We start from the raw sequence: 18,539 nt of genomic DNA, 5'->3' as shown, positions 1-18,539 counted from the left end.
CACACCAAGGACATCAGGCCTTGGCCAGCGCCGGCAAATCCCCGATCAACCCCAACGCCTCACGCACAAACAGCGCCTTGGCCTCGGGCATCCGATCGACCCAATTCAACCCGACATTACGCAACAAGCGCACCGGCAACGGGTCAGCCTGGAACAGCCGTTCAAAACCTTCCATTGCCGCCATCAACGCCAGGTTATGCGGCATCCGCCGACGTTCGTAACGGCTCAGCACCTTCACGTCCGCCAGTCGCTCGCCACGGGTTGCCGCTTGCAATAGCACTTCGGCCAGCACGGCAGCATCCAGGAAACCGAGGTTCACGCCCTGCCCGGCCAGCGGGTGAATGGTGTGCGCGGCATCGCCGATCAAGGCCAGGCCCTCTGCCACGTACCGCTTGGCATGGCGCTGACGCAGCGGCACGCACAGGCGTGGGTCCGCACTCAGTACCGTGCCAAGTCGACCTTCGAAGGCCCGCTCCAGCGCACGACAGAAATCCTCGTCATCGAGTTCCATCAAGTGCCCGGCTTCGCTCGGCGTGGTCGACCAGACGATCGAGCACCAATCCTGCTGACCGTCGCGTTCAAGCGGCAGGAACGCCAGCGGGCCATTGTCGGTAAACCGCTGCCAGGCGGTCGCTTGATGAGGTTTAGAGCTGCGCACGCTGGTGACGATGGCGTGATGCAGGTAATCCCATTCCCGCGTGGCGACACCAGTCAGGCGTCGCACCGCCGAGTTGGCCCCATCCGCCGCGATCACCAGCGGCGCGCGCAAGGTGCGGCCATCGGCCAGGGTTAGCAGCCAGTCGTCGCCGGAGCGGCGCATTTGTTCCAGGCGCGCATTGGCCAGCATGCCCAGGTCACAGTCGTGCAAGCGGTCGAGCAAGGCGTCCTGAACCACACGATTCTCGACGATATGGCCCAGGGCATCGGCATGCACGCTGGCCGCCGAAAAGTGGATTTGCCCGGTGCCGCTGCCGTCCCAGACGTGCATGTCGCTGTAGGGACTGCTGCGCCGGCTGGCAATACCGTCCCAAACACCCAGGCGTTCGAGAATTCGCTGACTGGCAATGGACAATGCACTCACGCGCGGCTCGAACGGCGCCTGCGGGTCATAGGGTTTGACGCTCAACGGGCTGCCATCGAGCAGCAGGACTTCCAGCCCGCTGTCCTGCAACGCCAGCGCCAGGGCGCTGCCGACCATTCCGGCCCCGACAATCAGCAGATCTGCGCGCATTTCCATGCTTTAAGCCTGTCTCGCTTGCGGCTTGAGCCGCACGTAAAGGGTTTTTCCGACACGCGCCACCAGGTGGCCGGCGCCGTCATGGATATCGACCTGCAATTGCGGCAGGTACTTCTTGCCCTCCGCCGTCTGCCGGCGGATCTCGTCGAGCAAGGTGTCATCGATGTTGAAACGGGCGAATACCGGGCCTTTGCCCGGCGCAATGAAATCGATGTCGGCGGACTTGTCCCAGATGATGTACTCGCGACCAAGGTTTTCCATCAGCATCAGCATGAAGAACGGATCGACCATTGAATACAGGCTGCCGCCAAACTGCGTGCCGACGTAGTTGCGGTTGTACCAACTCAAGCCCATGGACACCTGGACATCACGAAAGTCATCGCTGATGTACCGCACCCGAACCCCGGCACCAAGGTACGGCGGATAGAGGTTCATGAACCGGCACATCAAGCGGGCCTTGCCAAACCTGCGCGTCAGCCACTTAAACATCAGGGCGAGTACCCAGGCCCATGGCTTGCCGGGCGAACCAGCGCTTGGCCGGCGGCAGCAGATCAAGACCGAGCAGGCCCAGATTGCGGCCCAATGAGACCAGCGGCTGAGTACTGCCGAACAGGCGCGTGACCTGGTCGGAGAAGCCCACGGTGAGGCTCTGGTCCAATCGCTGGCGCTCGCGGTAATCCTGCAAGGTGGCGAAGTCGCCCGGCAGGCGTTCGCTGGCGAGCAGCGCATCGGCCAGCGCCTGGGCATCGCGCAGGGACAGGTTGAACCCCTGGCCGGCAATCGGATGCAGGCTGTGGGCAGCATTGCCGAGAACCACCAGGTGCGAGCGCACCTGCTCTTCGGCCTCCACCAGCGCCAGCGGATACAAGTGCCGCACACCGACTTGCTTCAACGTGCCAAGGCGATAACCGAACACCCCCTGCAGCTCGCTCAGGAAACTGCGCTCATCAAGGGCGGCCAGGCGCTGTGCATCCATGCCCTGGCGGGTCCAGACCAGCGCGCAACGATTGTCCGGCAACGGCAGGAACGCCATTGGGCCGTCGTCGGTGAAACGTTCGAACGCCATGCCGTCATGGGCTTCGCTCGGGGTGATGTTGGCGATCAGCGCGCTCTGGTTGTATGGGCGTTTCTTGATGCCGATGCCCAGTTGCTCGCGCAAGCCTGAACGGCCGCCATCGGCGAGCACCGCAAGGTCGCAATCGAGCGTGGTTTCGTCATTCAGGGTCAGGCGGTAGCCATCAGTGAGCGGCTCCATGCGCGTGACTTCCGCCGGACAACGCCAACTGATCACGTCCTGGTCCAGGCCTTGCCACAGGCAATGGCCAAGCCAGGCGTTTTCCACCACATACCCCAGCGCCGGAACGCCCTCTTCCATCGCCGACAGTCGCGCCGTGGAAAAACGCCCACGGTCAGAGACGTGAATCTGCTTGATCGGCTCTGCGCGGCGGGAGATTTCCTGCCAGGCGCCCAGGCGCTGATAAATCTGCCGCGCACCGAAGGACAACGCCGTGGAACGCGCATCGTAACTGGGTTGATAGCTGTCCCCGGGGGCAAACGGTTCGATCAGCACGATCTTCCAGCCACGGGCCTTTGCCCCGGCCTGCAAGGCTAACGCCAGACTGGCGCCGACCAGGCCGCCACCGATAATCGCCAGGTTGACTCGATTCATGCCGCTTGTGTCCGTGCTTGCGCCATCAGGGCCTCGATCTCGGCGACGGTTTTCGGTACGCCTTTCGTCAGGATTTCACAGCCGGCCTTGGTGACCACGACATCGTCCTCGATGCGCACGCCAATGCCGCGCCATTTCTTCGCCACGCTCTGGTTGTCCGGAGCAATGTAGATCCCCGGCTCCACGGTCAGCGCCATGCCCACTTCCAGCACGCGCCATTCGCCACCGACCTTGTACTCGCCGACGTCATGCACATCCATGCCCAGCCAATGACCGGCGCGGTGCATGTAGAACGCCTTGTAGGCTTCGCTGGCGATCAGTTCGTCGACGTTACCCTGCATCAGTCCCAGCTCGACCAGGCCCGAGGTAATCACCCGCACCGTGGCTTCGTGGGCCTGGTTCCAGTGCTTGTTCGGGGCAATCTCGGCAAACGCGGCTTCCTGGGCGGCCAGCACCAATTCGTAGATTGCCTTCTGTTCTGCGCTGAATTTGCCGTTGACCGGCCAGGTACGCGTGATGTCGCTGGCGTAGCAGTCGATCTCGCAACCGGCGTCGATCAGCACCAGATCGCCGTCCTTGAGCAGCGCGTCATTCTGCTGGTAATGCAGGATGCAGCTATTGCGCCCCGCCGCGACGATCGAGCCGTAGGCCGGCATCTTCGCCCCGCCTTTGCGAAACTCGTAATCGAGTTCGGCTTCCAGGCTGAACTCATGCAACCCGACGCGGCTGGCCTGCATCGCACGCACGTGTGCCTGGGCGGAAATCCGTGCGGCTTCGCGCATCACCTTCACCTCTGCCGCCGATTTATACAGGCGCATGTCGTGCAGCAGGTGATCCAGGGCAACGTATTCGTTCGGCGGCTGGGCGCCGAGGTTGGCCTTGGAGCGGATCACGTTGATCCATTCCATCAGGTGCCGGTCGAATTCCGGGTTGCTGCCCATGGCCGAGTAGACGCGGTCACGGCCTTCGATCAGGCCGGGCAGGATGTCGTCGATGTCGGTGATCGGGAAGGCGTCGTCGGCACCGAAGTCGCGAATCGCACCCTCTTGCCCGGCGCGCAGGCCGTCCCACAACTCGCGTTCGGCGTTGCGTTCACGGCAGAACAGGATGTATTCACCATGCAGGCGCCCTGGCATCAGGACCAACACGGCCTGAGGCTCGGGAAAACCGCTGAGGTACTGGAAGTCGCTGTCCTGGCGATAGACGTGCTCGACGTCGCGGTTGCGGATGGCTACCGCGGCGGCGGGCAGGATGGCGATGCTGTTGGGTTCCATCTGCGCCATCAGGGCCTTGCGGCGACGGCTGTATTCCGATTTCGGGATATGAATCATGGGCAGATGGCGTTCCCTGGCATTGATCAGTGCAGCGACGGCTTGGCCGCAGCCGCTGCGTCTTTCTTGGTTTCCGAGAACAGCAGCAGCGGCGCGACGCGCAGGTACTCCATGACTTCCATATAGTCGGTTTCGCCGTCTTCGGACTCTTCCAGCGCGTCTTGCACCTGGGAAATGGCTGCAAGATCCTGCAACACTTCAGTTGCCTCAGTGCTGAGCATGCTACTGTCGCGGCAATTCAAGCCGAAACCACTGAGGAAGCCTTGGCACCACTGGCCCAGAGCCACGGCGCGTTCGGTCAGCGGAGCGTCGTCGGTCGGCAGCAACAGGACCACGGTTACGTCGTCGCCGGTGAGCTCACCCTTGACCATCTCTTGCAGGCCGATCAGGGCGCTGCGAACGTTGTCCTGCGGCTCGCTTTCGAGCAGTTCGGCGGCGTCGATCAGCCAGCCTTCGGCGTCGAAACCGGCGCCGGCGCAACTGCGGCCGAGCAGCAGGCCGTGCAGTTCGGCAGGCGAGACGTTATGACCGCTGGAGGTCAGCAGGGTGGCGAAGCCTTGGTACGGGGAATTCTGAATGGTCATGGGCAGCTAGGCGCCAGACGGCGCTATGTCTAGAATGAAGGCCTTGTATCCTACATCGACTACCCCTGTAGGAGCGAGCACGCTCGCGATGGTCGTCAACGATATCCCTGGGGTCCTGACACCCCGCGGCGTTCTCAGGTTCATCGCGAGCATGCTCGCTCCTACAGTTACCACCCATCAGACGAACAGTGGACACAATGGAAGACACCGACCTGCAAGCGCTGATGGCCAGACTCGAACTGTTGATTACCCGAGTCGAGCAACTTAAGAGCCAAAACGGACTCTTACTAGCTCAGGAAAAGACCTGGCGCGAGGAACGCGCGCACCTCATTGAAAAAAACGAAATCGCCCGGCGTAAGGTCGAATCGATGATTTCGCGCCTCAAGGCCCTGGAGCAAGACTCATGAGTTCAAGCAATAGCGTCACTGTGCAGATCCTCGACAAAGAATATTCGATCATCTGCCCCCAGGAAGAGCGCAGCAACCTGGTGAGCGCCGCTCGCTACCTGGACGGCAAGATGCGCGAAATCCGCAGCAGCGGCAAAGTCATCGGCGCCGATCGCATCGCCGTGATGGCCGCGCTGAACATCACGCACGATTTGCTGCACAAGGAAGAACGACCGGATATCCAGGCCAGCGGTTCAACCCGCGAACAGGTGCGCGACCTGCTCGATCGCGTCGATCTGGTGCTCGCCACTGATCCGGATGTCACCAAGGGCTGATTCGCGTCACCGCTTGCGGTATACTCTGATCACTCCCTGGGGTGCTTGCCAGTTGGCGATGTCCCTGAGCCGATTTGCTATACCCTGGAGGTCGCACGTTGGGCTGGTGTGCATGTCCGCTAGACGGAAAGCCTTAAAGCCTACTGCGTCTTCCACCTTGAACTTTCGGGTTCAAGGGCTAAGTCGACAGCGGCACATCCGGGGAGCCTGATTCCAGTCCGATGCCGGTTTTAATACCGGCATCGGCGTTTTTACTGCTCTGCTTTTTTACAGAGGCGCTTTAGGTAACCGTATTGCCGAAGCCAAAATCCATGACCGAACCTGCGCTGCTCCCTCGACCGCAACTTCGACGCATGCTGCGCAAGGCCCGCCGCGCACTGACAACCAGTCAGCAGCGCCAGGCGGCTCGCGGGCTGTACAAGCAATTGGCCCAGCAACCGCTGTTCCGCCGCGCCAAACACATCTCTCTTTACCTGCCCACCGACGGTGAAATCGATCCGCGCCTGTTGTTGCGTGCGGCTCAACGTCGGGGCAAGGCCACCTATCTGCCGGTGCTCAGTGCCTGGCCGCGAACCAAAATGGTGTTCCAGCGCATCCGCCCCGGCGAAAAGCTCAAGCCCAATCGCTTCCGTATCCTCGAACCCAGGCACAACCTCGCACGACAACGCAAAGTCTGGGCGCTGGACCTGGTGCTGCTGCCATTGGTGGGGTTTGACGATGTTGGCGGACGCCTGGGCATGGGCGGCGGCTTCTATGATCGAAGCCTCGCCTACCTGGCGCGCCGCAATGACTGGCGTAAACCGACATTGCTAGGGCTGGCCCATGAATGCCAGAAGGTCGAGCGACTGGCTCAAGCGAGCTGGGATGTGCCGTTGCAAGGAACGGTGACGGACAAGGCCTGGTATTACGCAGGCTAGACGCCACCGCGCTCAGGCGTCAAAAAGCAAGGATCAGCGCTTGAAGGCTGTCGACTGTTGCTGCAGCGCCGAGACCTCGATGGGTGCATCGGTCTTGTTGTTCCACAGGCTTTGGGCATAACCAGTGGTTACGACGCCAAGGCCGAACAAAATAACCAAAATCCAAAGTAAATCCGGTTTGCGTTTCATCGATTGCCCCCCAAAGGCATATCAACACGATGTCAGCAGCGGTTTCCATTTGTAGGCCGTGCAGCAGCGTCAAGCTTGAAAGGCCGGCATTTTGCGACAACGTGAACCCGCACGCAAATGCTGGCGTCAACCGACCGTCGGTTTGTCATAAAATTGCCCGACGACCTTTCCACCCACTTCGCAAGGATCCAAACCATGGCCTATTGGCTGATGAAATCCGAGCCCGACGAACTCTCGATCAAAGGCCTGGAGCAGCTTGGCAGAGCGCGCTGGGACGGAGTTCGCAACTATCAGGCGCGTAATTTTTTGCGCGCAATGGCGGTGGGGGACGAGTTCTTTTTCTACCATTCGAGCTGCCCTGAGCCGGGGATTGCCGGGATTGGAAAGATCGTCAAAGCCGCCTATCCGGACCCAACCGCACTGGAGCCCGAGAGTCATTACTACGATCCGAAGGCCACTGCCGAGAAAAACGCCTGGAGCGCTATCGATGTCGCTCACGGCGAAACGTTTTCCAGGGTGTTGAAGCTCGATTATCTGAAGCAACAGGCGGCGCTGGCGGAGATGCCTTTGGTACAGAAGGGTTCGAGGCTTTCGGTGATGCCGGTGACGGCGGAGCAGTGGGCGGCGGTGATAGCACTTAAGCCGTAAGATGTGCGGCGGCAATCAGAATGCTTTCGCGAGCAGGCTAGCTCCCACAGGGGACGCATTCCAATGTGGGAGCGGGCTTGCCCGCGAAGAGGCCTGCCCGGACAACGCAAGTCTTATTGGATAATGAGGTTGTTGAACAACAGGTCCTCAACCACCGGCTTGCCGGTTTCATCATTCATGATTTGCTGGGTCTGCTTCAGCGCTTCCTGACGCAGCTTTTCCTTAGCCTCGACATTGTTCATCGTCTCGGTGGACTGCTGGGCAAACAGCGCCACCAGTTGATTACGAATCAACGGTTCGTTGGCCTTCACCGCTTTGGCGGCCTCGTCACCCGTCACACGCAATGCCACATCAGCCTTGTAGACCTTGAGCTTCGGCGTGCCATCGAGCCCGTAGTTGCCCACGAACGGCGGGCTCAAGGTGACGTAATTGACCTTCGGCGCCACCTCTTCCTTGGCCTCTTCGGCCACCGCTGCCATAGGCAAGGAAAGGCCCAGCAACAACATGATCCACGCTTTCACAATTCGCTCCTTATCCGGTTTGCGGCCTAGCATAACCAGCCGCTACGCCAGCACAAGCTTATGGCTGGTTATCAGGGCCGGGCATGCTCGTTGACCCGTCGACTCACACACCTACACTTATCGGCCAACACTCCCAAAGGAATAGCCCTGATGAAAGCCGTGCTGTGCAAAGCCTTCGGCCCTGCCGAATCGCTGGTGCTGGAAGACGTCGCCAGTCCTGTCGCGAAGAAGAACGAAATCCTGCTGGAGGTGCACGCCGCCGGGGTGAACTTTCCCGACACGCTGATCATCGAGGGCAAGTACCAATTCAAGCCGCCCTTCCCTTTTTCCCCCGGCGGTGAAGCCGCCGGCGTAGTCAGCGCCGTGGGCGAAAAAGTCAGCCACCTGAAAGTCGGTGACCGGGTCATGGCCCTTACCGGCTGGGGCAGCTTCGCCGAACAGGTCGCGGTGCCGGGTTACAACGTGTTGCCGATTCCGCCTTCCATGGACTTCAACACCGCCGCCGCCTTCAGCATGACCTATGGCACTTCGATGCACGCCCTCAAGCAGCGCGCCCACCTGCAACCCGGCGAAACCCTGCTGGTACTGGGCGCCTCCGGCGGTGTCGGCCTGGCGGCTGTGGAAATCGGCAAGGCCATGGGCGCCCGGGTGATCGCCGCGGCCAGCAGCGCGGAAAAACTTGCCGTGGCCAAGGCCGCGGGTGCCGACGAGCTGATCAACTACAGCGAAACCAGCCTCAAGGACGAAATCAAGCGCCTGACCGATGGCCAGGGTGCCGACGTGATCTACGACCCGGTGGGCGGCGACCTGTTCGACCAGGCCATCCGCGCCATCGCCTGGAACGGCCGCCTGCTGGTGGTGGGCTTTGCCAGCGGACGCATTCCCGAACTGCCAGTAAACCTCGCACTGCTCAAGGGCGCGGCTGTACTCGGCGTGTTCTGGGGCTCGTTCGCCCAGCGTCAGCCGCAGGATAACGCCGCCAACTTCCAGCAATTGTTTGGCTGGTTTGCCGAAGGCAAGTTGAAGCCGCTGGTGTCGCAGGTGTATCCGCTAAGCAATGCCGCGCAGGCCATCAATGACCTGGGCCAGCGCAAGGCCGTTGGCAAGGTGGTTGTGCAGGTTCGCTGAGCCCGCCACACGGTCTGGACTCCCATCAATGGTGTCCAGGCCGCCCCAAACTAAAGCAACTTGCGAATATCCTCCGGTAAAAACCTCACGTACCTGGACACCGGATTGTTCAGGCATTCCCTGACAATGACCGGCACCTTCCTGTTCATCCCGGCTATCAGCGCCAGGCGACGCTCGTTAGGCAACGTTGTGGCAGAAAAGGCATTCGATAAATAGGCACGGGTGTAGTGGAACGCAGTGGTATCAGCCCAGGCGTGTTCGGGCGTGTTGACCGTGACTTCATTGAGATCGCGACATTTCAGTTTCTTAAGCCATTCATTGAGATGAAGGGGTAACGCTGAATTGAATCCAAAGACCATCGGCGCAATCACTTCCTGCTCCGCAGGCTTCCCATCCTCAACCGTCCATGGCTTGAACCGCCACTGCCCTATCGCCACCCTGCACGCCTCGGCCAAATCATGATGATCGCTTTGCAAAATACTTACCTTGCTGACCGAGCCATCGGCATGGACCGTAAACCTGACCCTGACATCACCGATGATTCCGGCCCGTTGCAGCGCTGGCGGATAAATCGGCTTGGGGTTGTGCTCCGGTATCAGGAACACGTCACCTCCCCTACTTTCAACAGACAAAACCAACAGCACCAAACACATAACCCACCGCATAACGCATCCCCCTTCTTACCCTGCATCGCCAAACCTGGCTGCCAGACAAAGGGTAAAGATCGAAGGCTTTGGGCTGAAGGTCATGGCTTCCGGTAAAAGCGCAGGACCTTTCCCAAAAAGCTGCCCTATTGCGTTCAGATCAGGCACATCTACGTCGAAACGGTAACGCTTCCTACACCGCCCTTCATTTACGTCTGAGCATGTTCATAAAAGAACGCTCGATTTCCAACATTTCCGCTGTTTTGTCGATGAGAACCGATGCTATTTTCGGTAACGAAACTGTAACATTCGCATCCGCAGTCAAAACAAGAAATTTGGAGCTCTTGAATGTTTGCTTTCTTTCGTCCTGCCGCACATCAGGCTCCGCTGCCTGAAGAAAAAATAGACAGCACCTACCGACGCCTGCGCTGGCAGATCTTCGCCGGTATCTTTATCGGTTACGCCGGTTACTACCTGCTGCGCAAGAACTTCTCCCTGGCCATGCCTTATCTGATCGAGAGGGCTATACCCGTGGAGAATTGGGCGTGGCGCTGTCGGCGATTGCCATTGCCTATGGTTTGTCCAAGTTTCTGATGGGCATCGTTTCCGACCGTTCCAATCCGCGCTACTTCCTGCCGTTCGGCCTGTTGGTCTCGGCAGCGGTGATGTTCACGTTCGGTTTCGCACATTGGGCGACGTCCAGCGTGACCATCATGTTCATCCTGCTGTTCATCAACGGCTGGGCGCAGGGCATGGGCTGGCCGCCAAGTGGGCGGACCATGGTCCACTGGTGGTCGCAGAAGGAACGCGGTGGCGTGGTGTCGCTGTGGAACGTGGCGCATAACGTGGGTGGTGGCTTGATCGGCCCACTGTTCCTGATCGGCATGGGCCTGTTCAACGACTGGCACGCTGCGTTTTATGTACCGGCGGCAGTGGCAATGGCCGTGGCGGTGTTTGCCTTCATCACCATGCGCGACACCCCGCAATCGGTCGGCCTGCCGCCAATCGAGAAGTACAAGAACGACTATCCGGAAGGCTACGACGCGAGCCACGAAGAGGAATTCAGCGCCAAGGAAATCTTCGTCAAGTACGTGCTGCGCAACAAGATGCTCTGGTACATCGCCCTGGCCAACGTCTTTGTCTACCTGCTGCGCTACGGCGTGCTGGACTGGGCACCGACCTACCTCAAGGAGGCCAAGGGCTTCACTGTGGACAAGACGTCCTGGGCGTATTTCTTCTATGAGTGGGCCGGTATTCCGGGCACGTTGCTGTGCGGCTGGATGTCGGACAAGATCTTCCGTGGCAACCGTGGCCTGACAGGCATGGTGTTCATGGCATTGGTGACCGTGGCGACACTGGTGTATTGGCTCAACCCGGCCGGTAACCCGACGGTCGACATGATTGCGCTGGTCTCCATCGGCTTCCTGATCTACGGCCCGGTGATGCTGATCGGCCTGCAGGCACTGGAACTGGCACCGAAGAAAGCCGCCGGTACGGCTGCGGGCTTCACGGGGCTGTTCGGCTACCTGGGAGGTTCGGTCGCGGCCAGTGCAGCGATGGGCTACACCGTGGACCATTTCGGCTGGGACGGCGGTTTCATCTTGCTGATCGGCGCCTGCCTGCTGGCGATGGCCTTCCTGGCGCCAACCCTATGGCACAAGCAAGTCGCCAGTCAGAGCCGCGAAGCACTGGCTTGATCATCCTTTGACTTGCAGCGCTTGAGCCGCGCCTCCAGATTGCGGTCTGGCATGGCGTGGCTACGCAGGGCGTGGGCGGTCTGCTCGACATAATCGCGAGTAGTGCCGTAGCGCCCGCAAGCGTTCTCGAACACGTGGCTCAGGACATGATCCGGCAGGTTACCGGCATAACTGGGCAGATGCCGCTCCAGGACAAATCCCAATGCCTGAACCTGGTTGCCGTCTTCAAGTCGGCAGTTGAGCCAGTGCGGGCGATAGGACGGAAATGGCATCTCACGTTTCCATAGCGCATACAACGACGCGTCCAGCTGTTCATCAGGCAAGCGATAGGCGAAACCGCTGCAGGAGCCGCCGCGATCCAGACCAAAGACCAGCCCAGGCATTTCCGGCGTGCCACGATGCTCGTGGGACCACAGGTACAAACCGCGATGATAGCCATGCACTCGCCCACGAACGCGCTCGACCGCCGTGCATTCAGGGCGCCAGATCAGCGACCCATACGCGAACAACCACACCGGCCCGCCTTTGTGGCGCGCCATGGTCGACTGCATAGAGCTGAGCAATTGTTCGTGCGTGAGTTGCGGCCCCAGATCGAGCTGCGGAGGATAGGACAGGTTCAGAAACGAAGATTCAATGGCGCTCATGGCGAATAGCGTTCAGCTCCCCGCGAGTAAACAGTTACTAAATAGAACGCACCGCTGTAGCAATAAGGCACATATGTATTCAAGTAATTGAAGCGCCTTGGCGCAACTCTTAATTAATTACTTGAACGATATATAACCTACCGACATTTATATGATTTTATAAATACCGATCGGCTATATAGAGAGTTATAACGGGAGGAACTGTAGGAGCTGCCGCAGGCTGCGATCTTTTGATCTTCAAGGCAAGGTCAAAAGATCGCAGCCTGCGGCAGCTCCTACAAGGGCTGGATCAAGATCGTGGATCAAGATCGAGGGGCGTACGCGAATACGTCGGCGCGCATCTGGTGGGCGTCCATCCCCGCCTCGACCAGCGCATCCAACGTGCCGTAGACCATGGCCGGCGAACCACTGGCGTACACATGCAGGGCTTTGAGATCAGGAAAGTCTTCGCAGACCGCTTCATGCAACATGCCGCAGCGTCCCTGCCAGCCGCATTGATCGCTGACGACTTTATGCAGGAACAGGTTGGGCAGCTTCAGCCATTCATCCCAATGTTCGACTTCATAAAAGTCTTCAGGACGACGCACACCCCAATACAGGTGCACCGGATGCTTGAAGCCCTCGGCGCGGCAATGCTCGATCAGGCCATGGACCTGGCCCATGCCGGTGCCCGCGGCGATCAACACCAACGGACCGTCCGGCAACTCGGCCAGGTGGGCATCACCGAACGGCATGTCGACACGCACCATGCTGTTGCGCTGAAGTTGCTCGATCAGGTTGAGCGCGCTGGCTTCGCGCGCCAGCACGTGGATTTCCAGGTCACGGCCACCGGAGGGTGCCGAGGCCAGGGAGAAGGACGACTTCTCGCCGTTGTCGCGATGGATCATCAGATACTGGCCCGCGTGATATCGCGGCGGCTTGCCGGCGGGGGCCCGCAGCCGCACCCGCCAGGTATCACCACCGACCTCGGTGCAACTGGTGACCTGACACGACAGACTGCGCACCGGCAATTCTCCCAGCGCGAGCACGCCATCCCACAGCACGATGCAGTCTTCCAGCGGCTCTGCTATGCAAGTGTAGAACTCGCCATGGTCACGCACATCGCCCGCCTGCTCCACGCGCCCTTCCACCAGCAGTGCCGCGCACACATGGCAGTTACCGTTGCGACAGCTTTGCGGGCATTCATAGCCCAGGCGACGTGCGCCATCGAGAATCCGCTCGCCGGGCAAGATATCCAGTACTGCTCCGGAGGGCTGCAAGGTTACACGCATCAATCTATTCCTAACTGATTCCAGATGGCATCGATCCGCTGGGTCACGGCGTCGTCCTTGACGATTACACGGCCCCACTCGCGCGTGGTTTCACCCGGCCATTTATGCGTGGCATCGAGCCCCATCTTCGAGCCCAGGCCGGACACCGGCGAGGCAAAGTCCAGGTAGTCGATGGGCGTGTTCTCGATCATCACCGTGTCGCGCTTGGGGTCCATGCGCGTAGTAATGGCCCAGATCACGTCATTCCAGTCGCGGGCGTTGATATCGTCGTCAGTGACGATAACGAACTTGGTGTACATGAACTGTCGCAAAAACGACCAGACACCGAGCATTACCCGCTTGGCATGCCCCGGGTACGACTTCTTCATGGTCACGACGGCCATGCGGTATGAACAGCCTTCGGGCGGCAGGTAGAAGTCGGTGATCTCCGGGAACTGCTTCTGCAGGATCGGCACGAACACTTCGTTCAGCGCCACACCCAGGATCGCCGGCTCATCCGGTGGACGCCCGGTGTAGGTACTGTGGTAGATCGGCTTGATCCGGTGGGTGATGCGCTCGACCGTGAACACAGGGAAGCTGTCGACTTCATTGTAGTAACCGGTGTGGTCGCCGTACGGCCCCTCATCGGCCATCTCGCCTGGATGGATCACGCCTTCAAGGATGATCTCGGCGGTAGCCGGCACTTGCAGGTCGTTGCCACGGCATTTCACCAGCTCGGTACGGTTACCGCGCAACAGGCCGGCGAAGGCGTACTCGGAAAGGCTGTCCGGCACCGGGGTCACGGCGCCAAGAATGGTCGCCGGGTCAGCACCCAGCGCCACGGCGACCGGGAACGGTTGGCCGGGATGTTTTTCGCACCATTCACGGTAATCCAGCGCGCCGCCACGGTGACTCAGCCAGCGCATGATGACCTTGTTGCGGCCGATCACTTGCTGACGGTAGATGCCGAGGTTCTGCCGGTCCTTGTTCGGACCTTTGGTGACCGTCAGGCCCCAGGTGATCAGCGGCGCGACGTCGCCTGGCCAGCAGGTCTGCACGGGCAACGTCGACAGGTCGACGTCGTCGCCTTCGATGACCACTTCCTGGCAGATCGCATCCTTGACCACCTTGGGTGCCATCGAGATGATCTTGCGGAAGATCGGCAGCTTGGACCAGGCGTCTTTCAACCCCTTGGGCGGCTCGGGCTCCTTGAGGAACGCCAGCAACTTGCCGATTTCGCGAAGCTCGCTGACCGCTTCGGCGCCCATGCCCAACGCCACGCGCTCGGGGGTACCGAACAGGTTGCCGAGCACGGGAATGTCAAAACCGGTGGGTTTTTCGAAAAGCAGGGCCGGGCCCTTGGCGCGCAAGGTGCGGTCGCAGACCTCGGTCATTTCGAGCACTGGGGACACCGGAACCTGGATGCGCTTGAGTTCGCCGCGCTGTTCCAGGCCGCTGATAAAGTCGCGCAAGTCGCGATACTGCATGCGTGAGCCTCGTGTTGGCCGTGGCGTTCGGGGGCAGGCAGTTTAGCGCCGAACCTCATGCTTCAGAACCACGAACTACGGGTTGATCAAAAATCAGATAGCAAAAAGCCGGGTTTCCCCGGCTTTTGCTGGTCTATCGACTTACTTGCGCTTCATCGACAGGAAGAACTCATCGTTGGTCTTGGTCGTTTTCAGCTTGTCGACCAGGAACTCGATGGCAGCCACTTCGTCCATCGGGTGCAGCAGCTTGCGCAGAATCCACATGCGCTGCAGCTCGTCGTCGGCAGTCAGCAACTCTTCGCGACGAGTACCGGAACGGTTGATGTTGATGGCCGGGAACACACGCTTTTCAGCGATACGGCGATCCAGAGGCAGTTCCATGTTGCCGGTGCCTTTGAATTCCTCGTAGATCACTTCGTCCATCTTCGAGCCGGTTTCAACCAGCGCGGTGGCGATAATGGTCAGCGAGCCGCCTTCCTCGATGTTCCGCGCAGCGCCGAAGAAACGCTTCGGTTTCTCCAGGGCGTGGGCATCGACACCACCGGTCAATACCTTGCCGGAGCTCGGGATCACGGTGTTGTAGGCACGGGCCAGACGGGTGATGGAGTCGAGCAGGATCACCACGTCCTTCTTGTGTTCGACCAGGCGCTTGGCCTTCTCGATCACCATTTCGGCAACCTGCACGTGGCGGGTTGGCGGCTCGTCGAACGTCGAGGCAACCACTTCGCCGCGCACGGTACGCTGCATTTCGGTTACTTCTTCCGGACGTTCGTCGATCAGCAAGACGATCAGATGAACTTCAGGATTGTTACGCGCGATGTTCGCCGCGATGTTCTGCAGCATGATCGTCTTACCGGCTTTGGGCGGTGCAACGATCAGACCGCGCTGGCCTTTACCGATCGGGGCGCACAGGTCGATGACTCGACCGGTCAAGTCTTCGGTGGAACCGTTACCGGCTTCCATCTTCATGCGCACGGTCGGGAACAGCGGGGTCAGGTTCTCGAAGAGAATCTTGTTTTTCGCGTTTTCCGGACGGTCGAAGTTGATCGTGTCGACCTTGAGCAGTGCGAAATAACGCTCGCCTTCCTTAGGAGGTCGGATCTTGCCAACGATGGTGTCACCGGTACGCAAGTTGAAGCGACGGATCTGGCTCGGCGAGACGTAGATATCGTCTGGGCCGGCGAGATAGGAGGCGTCAGCAGAGCGAAGGAAGCCGAAGCCGTCCTGGAGAATCTCCAGCACGCCATCACCGGAGATTTCCTCGCCGCTTTTCGCGTGCTTTTTCAGCAGGGAGAAAATCACGTCCTGCTTGCGCGAACGGGCCATATTTTCTATGCCCATCTGTTCGGCCAATTCGAGCAGTTCGGTAATCGGCTTTTGCTTGAGTTCAGTCAGATTCATATAGGAATGACGTAATCATTTATGGAGGGGGGAAATTAAGCTTTTGGCTTAATGAGGCCGCGCCGCGGAGAAGGCGACAGGATCGCGTACTTATTCGAAAAGGAGAGCGTCGGCGACGGCTAGCAGGGGGCACTGGAGAAACCAGCGCGGGGCCGAATGTAACACCTGAATTTCGGAGCGTCTAGCCCTCTACAACGAAAAAAGCCCCGCTATCTGCGGGGCCTTTATCTGACACGCTACTACGACGCTTAGATGTTGGCGTCGAGGAAAGCCGCCAGCTGCGACTTCGACAGTGCGCCAACCTTGGTCGCTTCAACGTTGCCGTTCTTGAACAGCATCAGCGTCGGGATACCGCGCACGCCATGCTTGGCGGGGGTTTCCTGGTTTTCGTCGATGTTCAGCTTGGCAACGGTCAGCTTGCCTTTGTAGGTCTCGGCAATTTCGTCCAGGACAGGAGCGATCATTTTGCAAGGGCCGCACCATTCAGCCCAGTAGTCGACCAGTACAGCGCCTTCAGCCTTGAGTACGTCGGCCTCGAAGCTAGCGTCGCTAACGTGTTTGATAAGATCGCTGCTCATGGAATTCTCCAGGGTTGTAAGCAAAAAAACGTGGCCCATCATAGCCGCCCTTCCCTCGTTCAGGAAGGTGCAGATGATTGAGTCTCGCTATGGTGTTCCATGAGTTTGGGTATAGCCCAGGTCACGCCAATGCGGGAGCGACGAAAGCGATCCCGGTACGCAGCGCCGCATTGCGCACGTGTTCGTGCATGGCCTTTTGCGCGGCCCCCGAGGCCCGGCGCGCCAGCGCGCGAAGGATTTTGCGGTGCTCATGCCAGGTTTCCATGGCCCGCTCGGCCCGGATGAACGGTAGCTTCTGACTCTCCAGGAAAATCTCGGCACTGGCCGTCAGGATGCTCAGCATCGCCTGATTGCCGCTGGCCAGCAAAATGCGCCGATGGAATTCGAAGTCCAGGCGGGCTGCCGCTTCGAAGTCGCCGCACTTGAGGTCGTTGCGCATGGCGGCGACGTTATCTTCCAGCGCATCGAGCTCATCGGTACTCAAGGTCACGGCCGCCAGCCCCGCCGCGAATCCCTCCAGCGCGTAACGCAACTGGAAGATATCCAGGGGCGAAGCCTGCGCCGCGAAGGGCCAACCGGGTGCGGCCTCGCTTCGCTCAAGCTCCACCGGCGACTGCACGAACACGCCTTTGCCCGGCTGGATACTGATGACACCCAGTGCGCTGAGCGATGACAGCGCCTCACGCAACGACGCCCGACTGACCCCCAGTTGCACCGCCAGGTCCCGCTGCGAGGGCAAGGCATCCCCGGGCCCGAAACCCTGTTCGGTGATCAGTTTGCGGATGGCTTGCAGCGCCAGTTCAGGTACGGCGCGAGAGATCGAATTCATGGTTTTCCAGTCGAACCAGGCCAATGAGCGCTCAGTTGTAAAGCTATTCGAAGCGCCCGGCAAGTCGTGCCCCATGGGGGTTCGGTGACTTTCGCCGCTGCGCCATCGGGGTGCGAAACGCCACCTGACTGTTCAGACCAGTAAGACCGTGTGACGCCAGCAAATCCGCGGCCTGGCGGCCCACCAACGCCATGTTGGCATGGCCCATGCTCTGTCGATCCGCAGAAATCCCTTCGCAAAGATCCGGAGACTTGCCATGACCCAGCGTTACAGCGCCCTCCTCGCAGCCTTGTTCGCCAGCCTCGTGCTGAGCCAGGCCCCCGCCCACGCCGACGCCCTGGAGGATGTCGTGCAGCGCGGCGTTCTCAAGGTCGCCGTACCGCAGGACTTCCCGCCCTTCGGCTCGGTTGGCCCGGACATGAAGCCGCGCGGCCTGGACATCGACACCGCCAAACTGCTGGCCGACCAGCTCAAGGTCAAACTCGAACTGACCCCGGTCAACAGCACCAATCGCATTCCGTTCCTGACCACCGGCAAGGTCGACCTGGTGATCTCCAGCCTCGGCAAAAACCCGGAACGCGAAAAAGTCATCGATTTCTCCCGCGCCTATGCGCCCTTCTACCTCGCCGTGTTCGGTCCTCCAGATGCCGACATCAAGAGCCTCGACGACCTCAAGGGCAAAACCGTCAGCGTCACCCGTGGCGCCATCGAAGACATCGAGCTGACCAAGGTCGCCCCCGAAGGCGTGACCATCAAGCGCTTCGAAGACAACAACTCGACCATCGCCGCGTATCTGGCGGGGCAAGTGGACCTGATTGCCAGCGGCAACGTGGTGATGGTCGCGATCAGCGAGAAGAGCCCGAAACGCGTGCCGGCGCTGAAAGTGAAGCTCAAGGACTCGCCCGTCTACGTGGGCGTGAACAAGAACGAGCCGGCGCTGCTGGACAAGGTCAACCAGATTCTTGTGACCGCCAAGAGCGACGGCGCGCTGGAGAAAAATGCCCTGGCCTGGTTGAAAGAACCGCTGCCGGCCGACCTCTGATCCGGCGCGCAGGAGACACGCT

Annotated in this window: 20 protein-coding genes, 1 other RNA gene and 1 pseudogene; 8 read left to right on the top strand and 14 right to left on the bottom strand. The window is 60.1% G+C overall.

What is annotated here, in order from left to right:
* Nucleotides 1-13: 13 nt before the first annotated feature.
* From PSUM_RS18160 to PSUM_RS18140, 5 genes are read right to left on the bottom strand one after another with little or no spacing between them, the layout of a single operon-like run.
* On the bottom strand, nucleotides 14-1,231 hold the full coding sequence (locus PSUM_RS18160; RefSeq protein ID WP_168759239.1) for a 2-octaprenyl-3-methyl-6-methoxy-1,4-benzoquinol hydroxylase: 1,218 nt from the start codon (nucleotides 1,229-1,231) through the stop codon (nucleotides 14-16).
* A 9-nt stretch (nucleotides 1,232-1,240) separates the two neighbouring features.
* A complete protein-coding gene (locus PSUM_RS18155; protein ID WP_033042136.1) occupies nucleotides 1,241-1,726 on the bottom strand; it encodes a DUF4442 domain-containing protein in 486 nt (161 codons plus the stop codon).
* Nucleotides 1,719-2,906 (bottom strand): 2-octaprenyl-6-methoxyphenyl hydroxylase, encoded by a 1,188-nt coding sequence (gene ubiH / locus PSUM_RS18150; protein ID WP_020797272.1) that lies wholly within the window; start codon nucleotides 2,904-2,906, stop codon nucleotides 1,719-1,721. The genes PSUM_RS18155 and ubiH overlap by 8 nt, the downstream gene beginning before the upstream one ends.
* Complete coding sequence (gene pepP, locus PSUM_RS18145) at nucleotides 2,903-4,237, bottom strand: Xaa-Pro aminopeptidase (RefSeq protein ID WP_020797271.1); 1,335 nt, start codon at nucleotides 4,235-4,237, stop codon at nucleotides 2,903-2,905. The genes ubiH and pepP overlap by 4 nt, the downstream gene beginning before the upstream one ends.
* Before the next feature lie 26 nt (nucleotides 4,238-4,263).
* Nucleotides 4,264-4,821: a YecA/YgfB family protein gene (locus PSUM_RS18140; protein ID WP_020797270.1), complete on the bottom strand. Its 558-nt coding sequence runs from the start codon at nucleotides 4,819-4,821 to the stop codon at nucleotides 4,264-4,266.
* 197 nt (nucleotides 4,822-5,018) lie between these two features.
* Here PSUM_RS18140 and PSUM_RS18130 point away from each other — a divergent pair, with 197 nt between their 5' ends.
* The 4 genes from PSUM_RS18130 (at nucleotide 5,019) to PSUM_RS18115 (ending at nucleotide 6,459) form a co-directional block, all read left to right on the top strand.
* Nucleotides 5,019-5,228 carry a TIGR02449 family protein gene (locus PSUM_RS18130; RefSeq protein WP_007982902.1) on the top strand — a complete coding sequence of 70 codons (210 nt, stop codon included), beginning with the start codon at nucleotides 5,019-5,021 and terminating at the stop codon, nucleotides 5,226-5,228.
* Nucleotides 5,225-5,542: a cell division protein ZapA gene (locus PSUM_RS18125; protein WP_008055229.1), complete on the top strand. Its 318-nt coding sequence runs from the start codon at nucleotides 5,225-5,227 to the stop codon at nucleotides 5,540-5,542. The genes PSUM_RS18130 and PSUM_RS18125 overlap by 4 nt, the downstream gene beginning before the upstream one ends.
* A gap of 30 nt (nucleotides 5,543-5,572) precedes the next feature.
* A non-coding RNA gene (gene ssrS, locus PSUM_RS18120) (6S RNA) lies at nucleotides 5,573-5,751 on the top strand.
* A 102-nt stretch (nucleotides 5,752-5,853) separates the two neighbouring features.
* Nucleotides 5,854-6,459, top strand: coding sequence for a 5-formyltetrahydrofolate cyclo-ligase (locus PSUM_RS18115; RefSeq protein ID WP_033042138.1), 606 nt, complete (start codon nucleotides 5,854-5,856; stop codon nucleotides 6,457-6,459).
* Nucleotides 6,460-6,492: 33 nt separating this feature from the next.
* On the opposite strand, the gene PSUM_RS31870 is transcribed toward PSUM_RS18115, so the two are convergent.
* Nucleotides 6,493-6,648: a hypothetical protein gene (locus PSUM_RS31870; RefSeq protein WP_020797268.1), complete on the bottom strand. Its 156-nt coding sequence runs from the start codon at nucleotides 6,646-6,648 to the stop codon at nucleotides 6,493-6,495.
* Between the two features lie 195 nt (nucleotides 6,649-6,843).
* Between PSUM_RS31870 and PSUM_RS18105 the strand changes: the two genes are divergently transcribed.
* On the top strand, nucleotides 6,844-7,296 hold the full coding sequence (locus tag PSUM_RS18105) for an EVE domain-containing protein (protein ID WP_083349888.1): 453 nt from the start codon (nucleotides 6,844-6,846) through the stop codon (nucleotides 7,294-7,296).
* A gap of 113 nt (nucleotides 7,297-7,409) precedes the next feature.
* Here PSUM_RS18105 and PSUM_RS18100 read toward each other — a convergent pair whose 3' ends face one another.
* On the bottom strand, nucleotides 7,410-7,817 hold the full coding sequence (locus tag PSUM_RS18100; protein WP_020797266.1) for a flagellar basal body-associated protein FliL: 408 nt from the start codon (nucleotides 7,815-7,817) through the stop codon (nucleotides 7,410-7,412).
* 150 nt (nucleotides 7,818-7,967) lie between these two features.
* On the opposite strand from PSUM_RS18100, the gene PSUM_RS18095 reads away from it, so the two are divergent.
* The gene (locus PSUM_RS18095; protein ID WP_020797265.1) at nucleotides 7,968-8,945 is read left to right on the top strand and encodes an NADPH:quinone oxidoreductase family protein; all 978 of its coding nucleotides are present in this window, start codon (nucleotides 7,968-7,970) and stop codon (nucleotides 8,943-8,945) included.
* Nucleotides 8,946-8,995: 50 nt separating this feature from the next.
* Here PSUM_RS18095 and PSUM_RS18090 read toward each other — a convergent pair whose 3' ends face one another.
* The gene (locus PSUM_RS18090; protein WP_033042149.1) at nucleotides 8,996-9,610 is read right to left on the bottom strand and encodes an energy transducer TonB; all 615 of its coding nucleotides are present in this window, start codon (nucleotides 9,608-9,610) and stop codon (nucleotides 8,996-8,998) included.
* A 327-nt stretch (nucleotides 9,611-9,937) separates the two neighbouring features.
* On the opposite strand from PSUM_RS18090, the pseudogene glpT reads away from it, so the two are divergent.
* Nucleotides 9,938-11,286 (top strand): annotated as a pseudogene (gene glpT / locus PSUM_RS18085) (glycerol-3-phosphate transporter).
* On the opposite strand, the gene PSUM_RS18080 reads toward glpT, so the two are convergent.
* The 6 genes from PSUM_RS18080 to PSUM_RS18055 all read right to left on the bottom strand — a co-directional run bounded on the left by PSUM_RS18080 (nucleotide 11,262) and on the right by PSUM_RS18055 (nucleotide 17,475).
* The gene (locus PSUM_RS18080) at nucleotides 11,262-11,930 is read right to left on the bottom strand and encodes a gamma-glutamylcyclotransferase (protein WP_020797262.1); all 669 of its coding nucleotides are present in this window, start codon (nucleotides 11,928-11,930) and stop codon (nucleotides 11,262-11,264) included. The pseudogene glpT and the gene PSUM_RS18080 sit on opposite strands and share 25 nt — an antisense overlap.
* 302 nt (nucleotides 11,931-12,232) lie before the next feature.
* Nucleotides 12,233-13,201: a CDP-6-deoxy-delta-3,4-glucoseen reductase gene (locus PSUM_RS18075; RefSeq protein WP_020797261.1), complete on the bottom strand. Its 969-nt coding sequence runs from the start codon at nucleotides 13,199-13,201 to the stop codon at nucleotides 12,233-12,235.
* Entirely contained in the window at nucleotides 13,201-14,667 is a 1,467-nt protein-coding gene (gene ubiD, locus PSUM_RS18070; RefSeq protein ID WP_020797260.1) for a 4-hydroxy-3-polyprenylbenzoate decarboxylase, read from the bottom strand. The genes PSUM_RS18075 and ubiD overlap by 1 nt, the downstream gene beginning before the upstream one ends.
* 141 nt (nucleotides 14,668-14,808) lie before the next feature.
* A complete protein-coding gene (gene rho / locus PSUM_RS18065; RefSeq protein WP_003206716.1) occupies nucleotides 14,809-16,068 on the bottom strand; it encodes a transcription termination factor Rho in 1,260 nt (419 codons plus the stop codon).
* A 248-nt stretch (nucleotides 16,069-16,316) separates the two neighbouring features.
* Entirely contained in the window at nucleotides 16,317-16,646 is a 330-nt protein-coding gene (gene trxA / locus PSUM_RS18060) for a thioredoxin TrxA (RefSeq protein ID WP_003206727.1), read from the bottom strand.
* A 121-nt stretch (nucleotides 16,647-16,767) separates the two neighbouring features.
* On the bottom strand, nucleotides 16,768-17,475 hold the full coding sequence (locus tag PSUM_RS18055; RefSeq protein WP_083350198.1) for a FadR/GntR family transcriptional regulator: 708 nt from the start codon (nucleotides 17,473-17,475) through the stop codon (nucleotides 16,768-16,770).
* 256 nt (nucleotides 17,476-17,731) lie between these two features.
* Here PSUM_RS18055 and PSUM_RS18050 point away from each other — a divergent pair, with 256 nt between their 5' ends.
* A complete protein-coding gene (locus PSUM_RS18050; protein WP_020797256.1) occupies nucleotides 17,732-18,517 on the top strand; it encodes a transporter substrate-binding domain-containing protein in 786 nt (261 codons plus the stop codon).
* Nucleotides 18,518-18,539: the final 22 nt, after the last annotated feature.

Source organism: Pseudomonas umsongensis (assembly GCF_002236105.1).
Classification (GTDB): Bacteria; Pseudomonadota; Gammaproteobacteria; order Pseudomonadales; family Pseudomonadaceae; genus Aquipseudomonas; species Aquipseudomonas umsongensis.
This window is presented reverse-complemented; position numbering and strand designations above follow the sequence as displayed.

Excerpts from the sequence above, each read along its gene's own strand:
- PSUM_RS18160 (WP_168759239.1), bottom strand. The coding sequence starts at position 1,231 with ATGCGCGCAGATCTGCTGATTGTCGGGGCCGGAATGGTCGGCAGCGCC.
- PSUM_RS18155 (WP_033042136.1), bottom strand. The coding sequence starts at position 1,726 with ATGTTTAAGTGGCTGACGCGCAGGTTTGGCAAGGCCCGCTTGATGTGC.
- ubiH (WP_020797272.1), bottom strand. The coding sequence starts at position 2,906 with ATGAATCGAGTCAACCTGGCGATTATCGGTGGCGGCCTGGTCGGCGCC.
- pepP (WP_020797271.1), bottom strand. The coding sequence starts at position 4,237 with ATGATTCATATCCCGAAATCGGAATACAGCCGTCGCCGCAAGGCCCTG.
- PSUM_RS18140 (WP_020797270.1), bottom strand. The coding sequence starts at position 4,821 with ATGACCATTCAGAATTCCCCGTACCAAGGCTTCGCCACCCTGCTGACC.
- PSUM_RS18130 (WP_007982902.1), top strand. The coding sequence starts at position 5,019 with ATGGAAGACACCGACCTGCAAGCGCTGATGGCCAGACTCGAACTGTTG.
- PSUM_RS18125 (WP_008055229.1), top strand. The coding sequence starts at position 5,225 with ATGAGTTCAAGCAATAGCGTCACTGTGCAGATCCTCGACAAAGAATAT.
- PSUM_RS18115 (WP_033042138.1), top strand. The coding sequence starts at position 5,854 with ATGACCGAACCTGCGCTGCTCCCTCGACCGCAACTTCGACGCATGCTG.
- PSUM_RS31870 (WP_020797268.1), bottom strand. The coding sequence starts at position 6,648 with ATGAAACGCAAACCGGATTTACTTTGGATTTTGGTTATTTTGTTCGGC.
- PSUM_RS18105 (WP_083349888.1), top strand. The coding sequence starts at position 6,844 with ATGGCCTATTGGCTGATGAAATCCGAGCCCGACGAACTCTCGATCAAA.
- PSUM_RS18095 (WP_020797265.1), top strand. The coding sequence starts at position 7,968 with ATGAAAGCCGTGCTGTGCAAAGCCTTCGGCCCTGCCGAATCGCTGGTG.
- PSUM_RS18090 (WP_033042149.1), bottom strand. The coding sequence starts at position 9,610 with ATGCGGTGGGTTATGTGTTTGGTGCTGTTGGTTTTGTCTGTTGAAAGT.
- PSUM_RS18080 (WP_020797262.1), bottom strand. The coding sequence starts at position 11,930 with ATGAGCGCCATTGAATCTTCGTTTCTGAACCTGTCCTATCCTCCGCAG.
- PSUM_RS18075 (WP_020797261.1), bottom strand. The coding sequence starts at position 13,201 with ATGCGTGTAACCTTGCAGCCCTCCGGAGCAGTACTGGATATCTTGCCC.
- ubiD (WP_020797260.1), bottom strand. The coding sequence starts at position 14,667 with ATGCAGTATCGCGACTTGCGCGACTTTATCAGCGGCCTGGAACAGCGC.
- rho (WP_003206716.1), bottom strand. The coding sequence starts at position 16,068 with ATGAATCTGACTGAACTCAAGCAAAAGCCGATTACCGAACTGCTCGAA.
- trxA (WP_003206727.1), bottom strand. The coding sequence starts at position 16,646 with ATGAGCAGCGATCTTATCAAACACGTTAGCGACGCTAGCTTCGAGGCC.
- PSUM_RS18055 (WP_083350198.1), bottom strand. The coding sequence starts at position 17,475 with ATGAATTCGATCTCTCGCGCCGTACCTGAACTGGCGCTGCAAGCCATC.
- PSUM_RS18050 (WP_020797256.1), top strand. The coding sequence starts at position 17,732 with ATGACCCAGCGTTACAGCGCCCTCCTCGCAGCCTTGTTCGCCAGCCTC.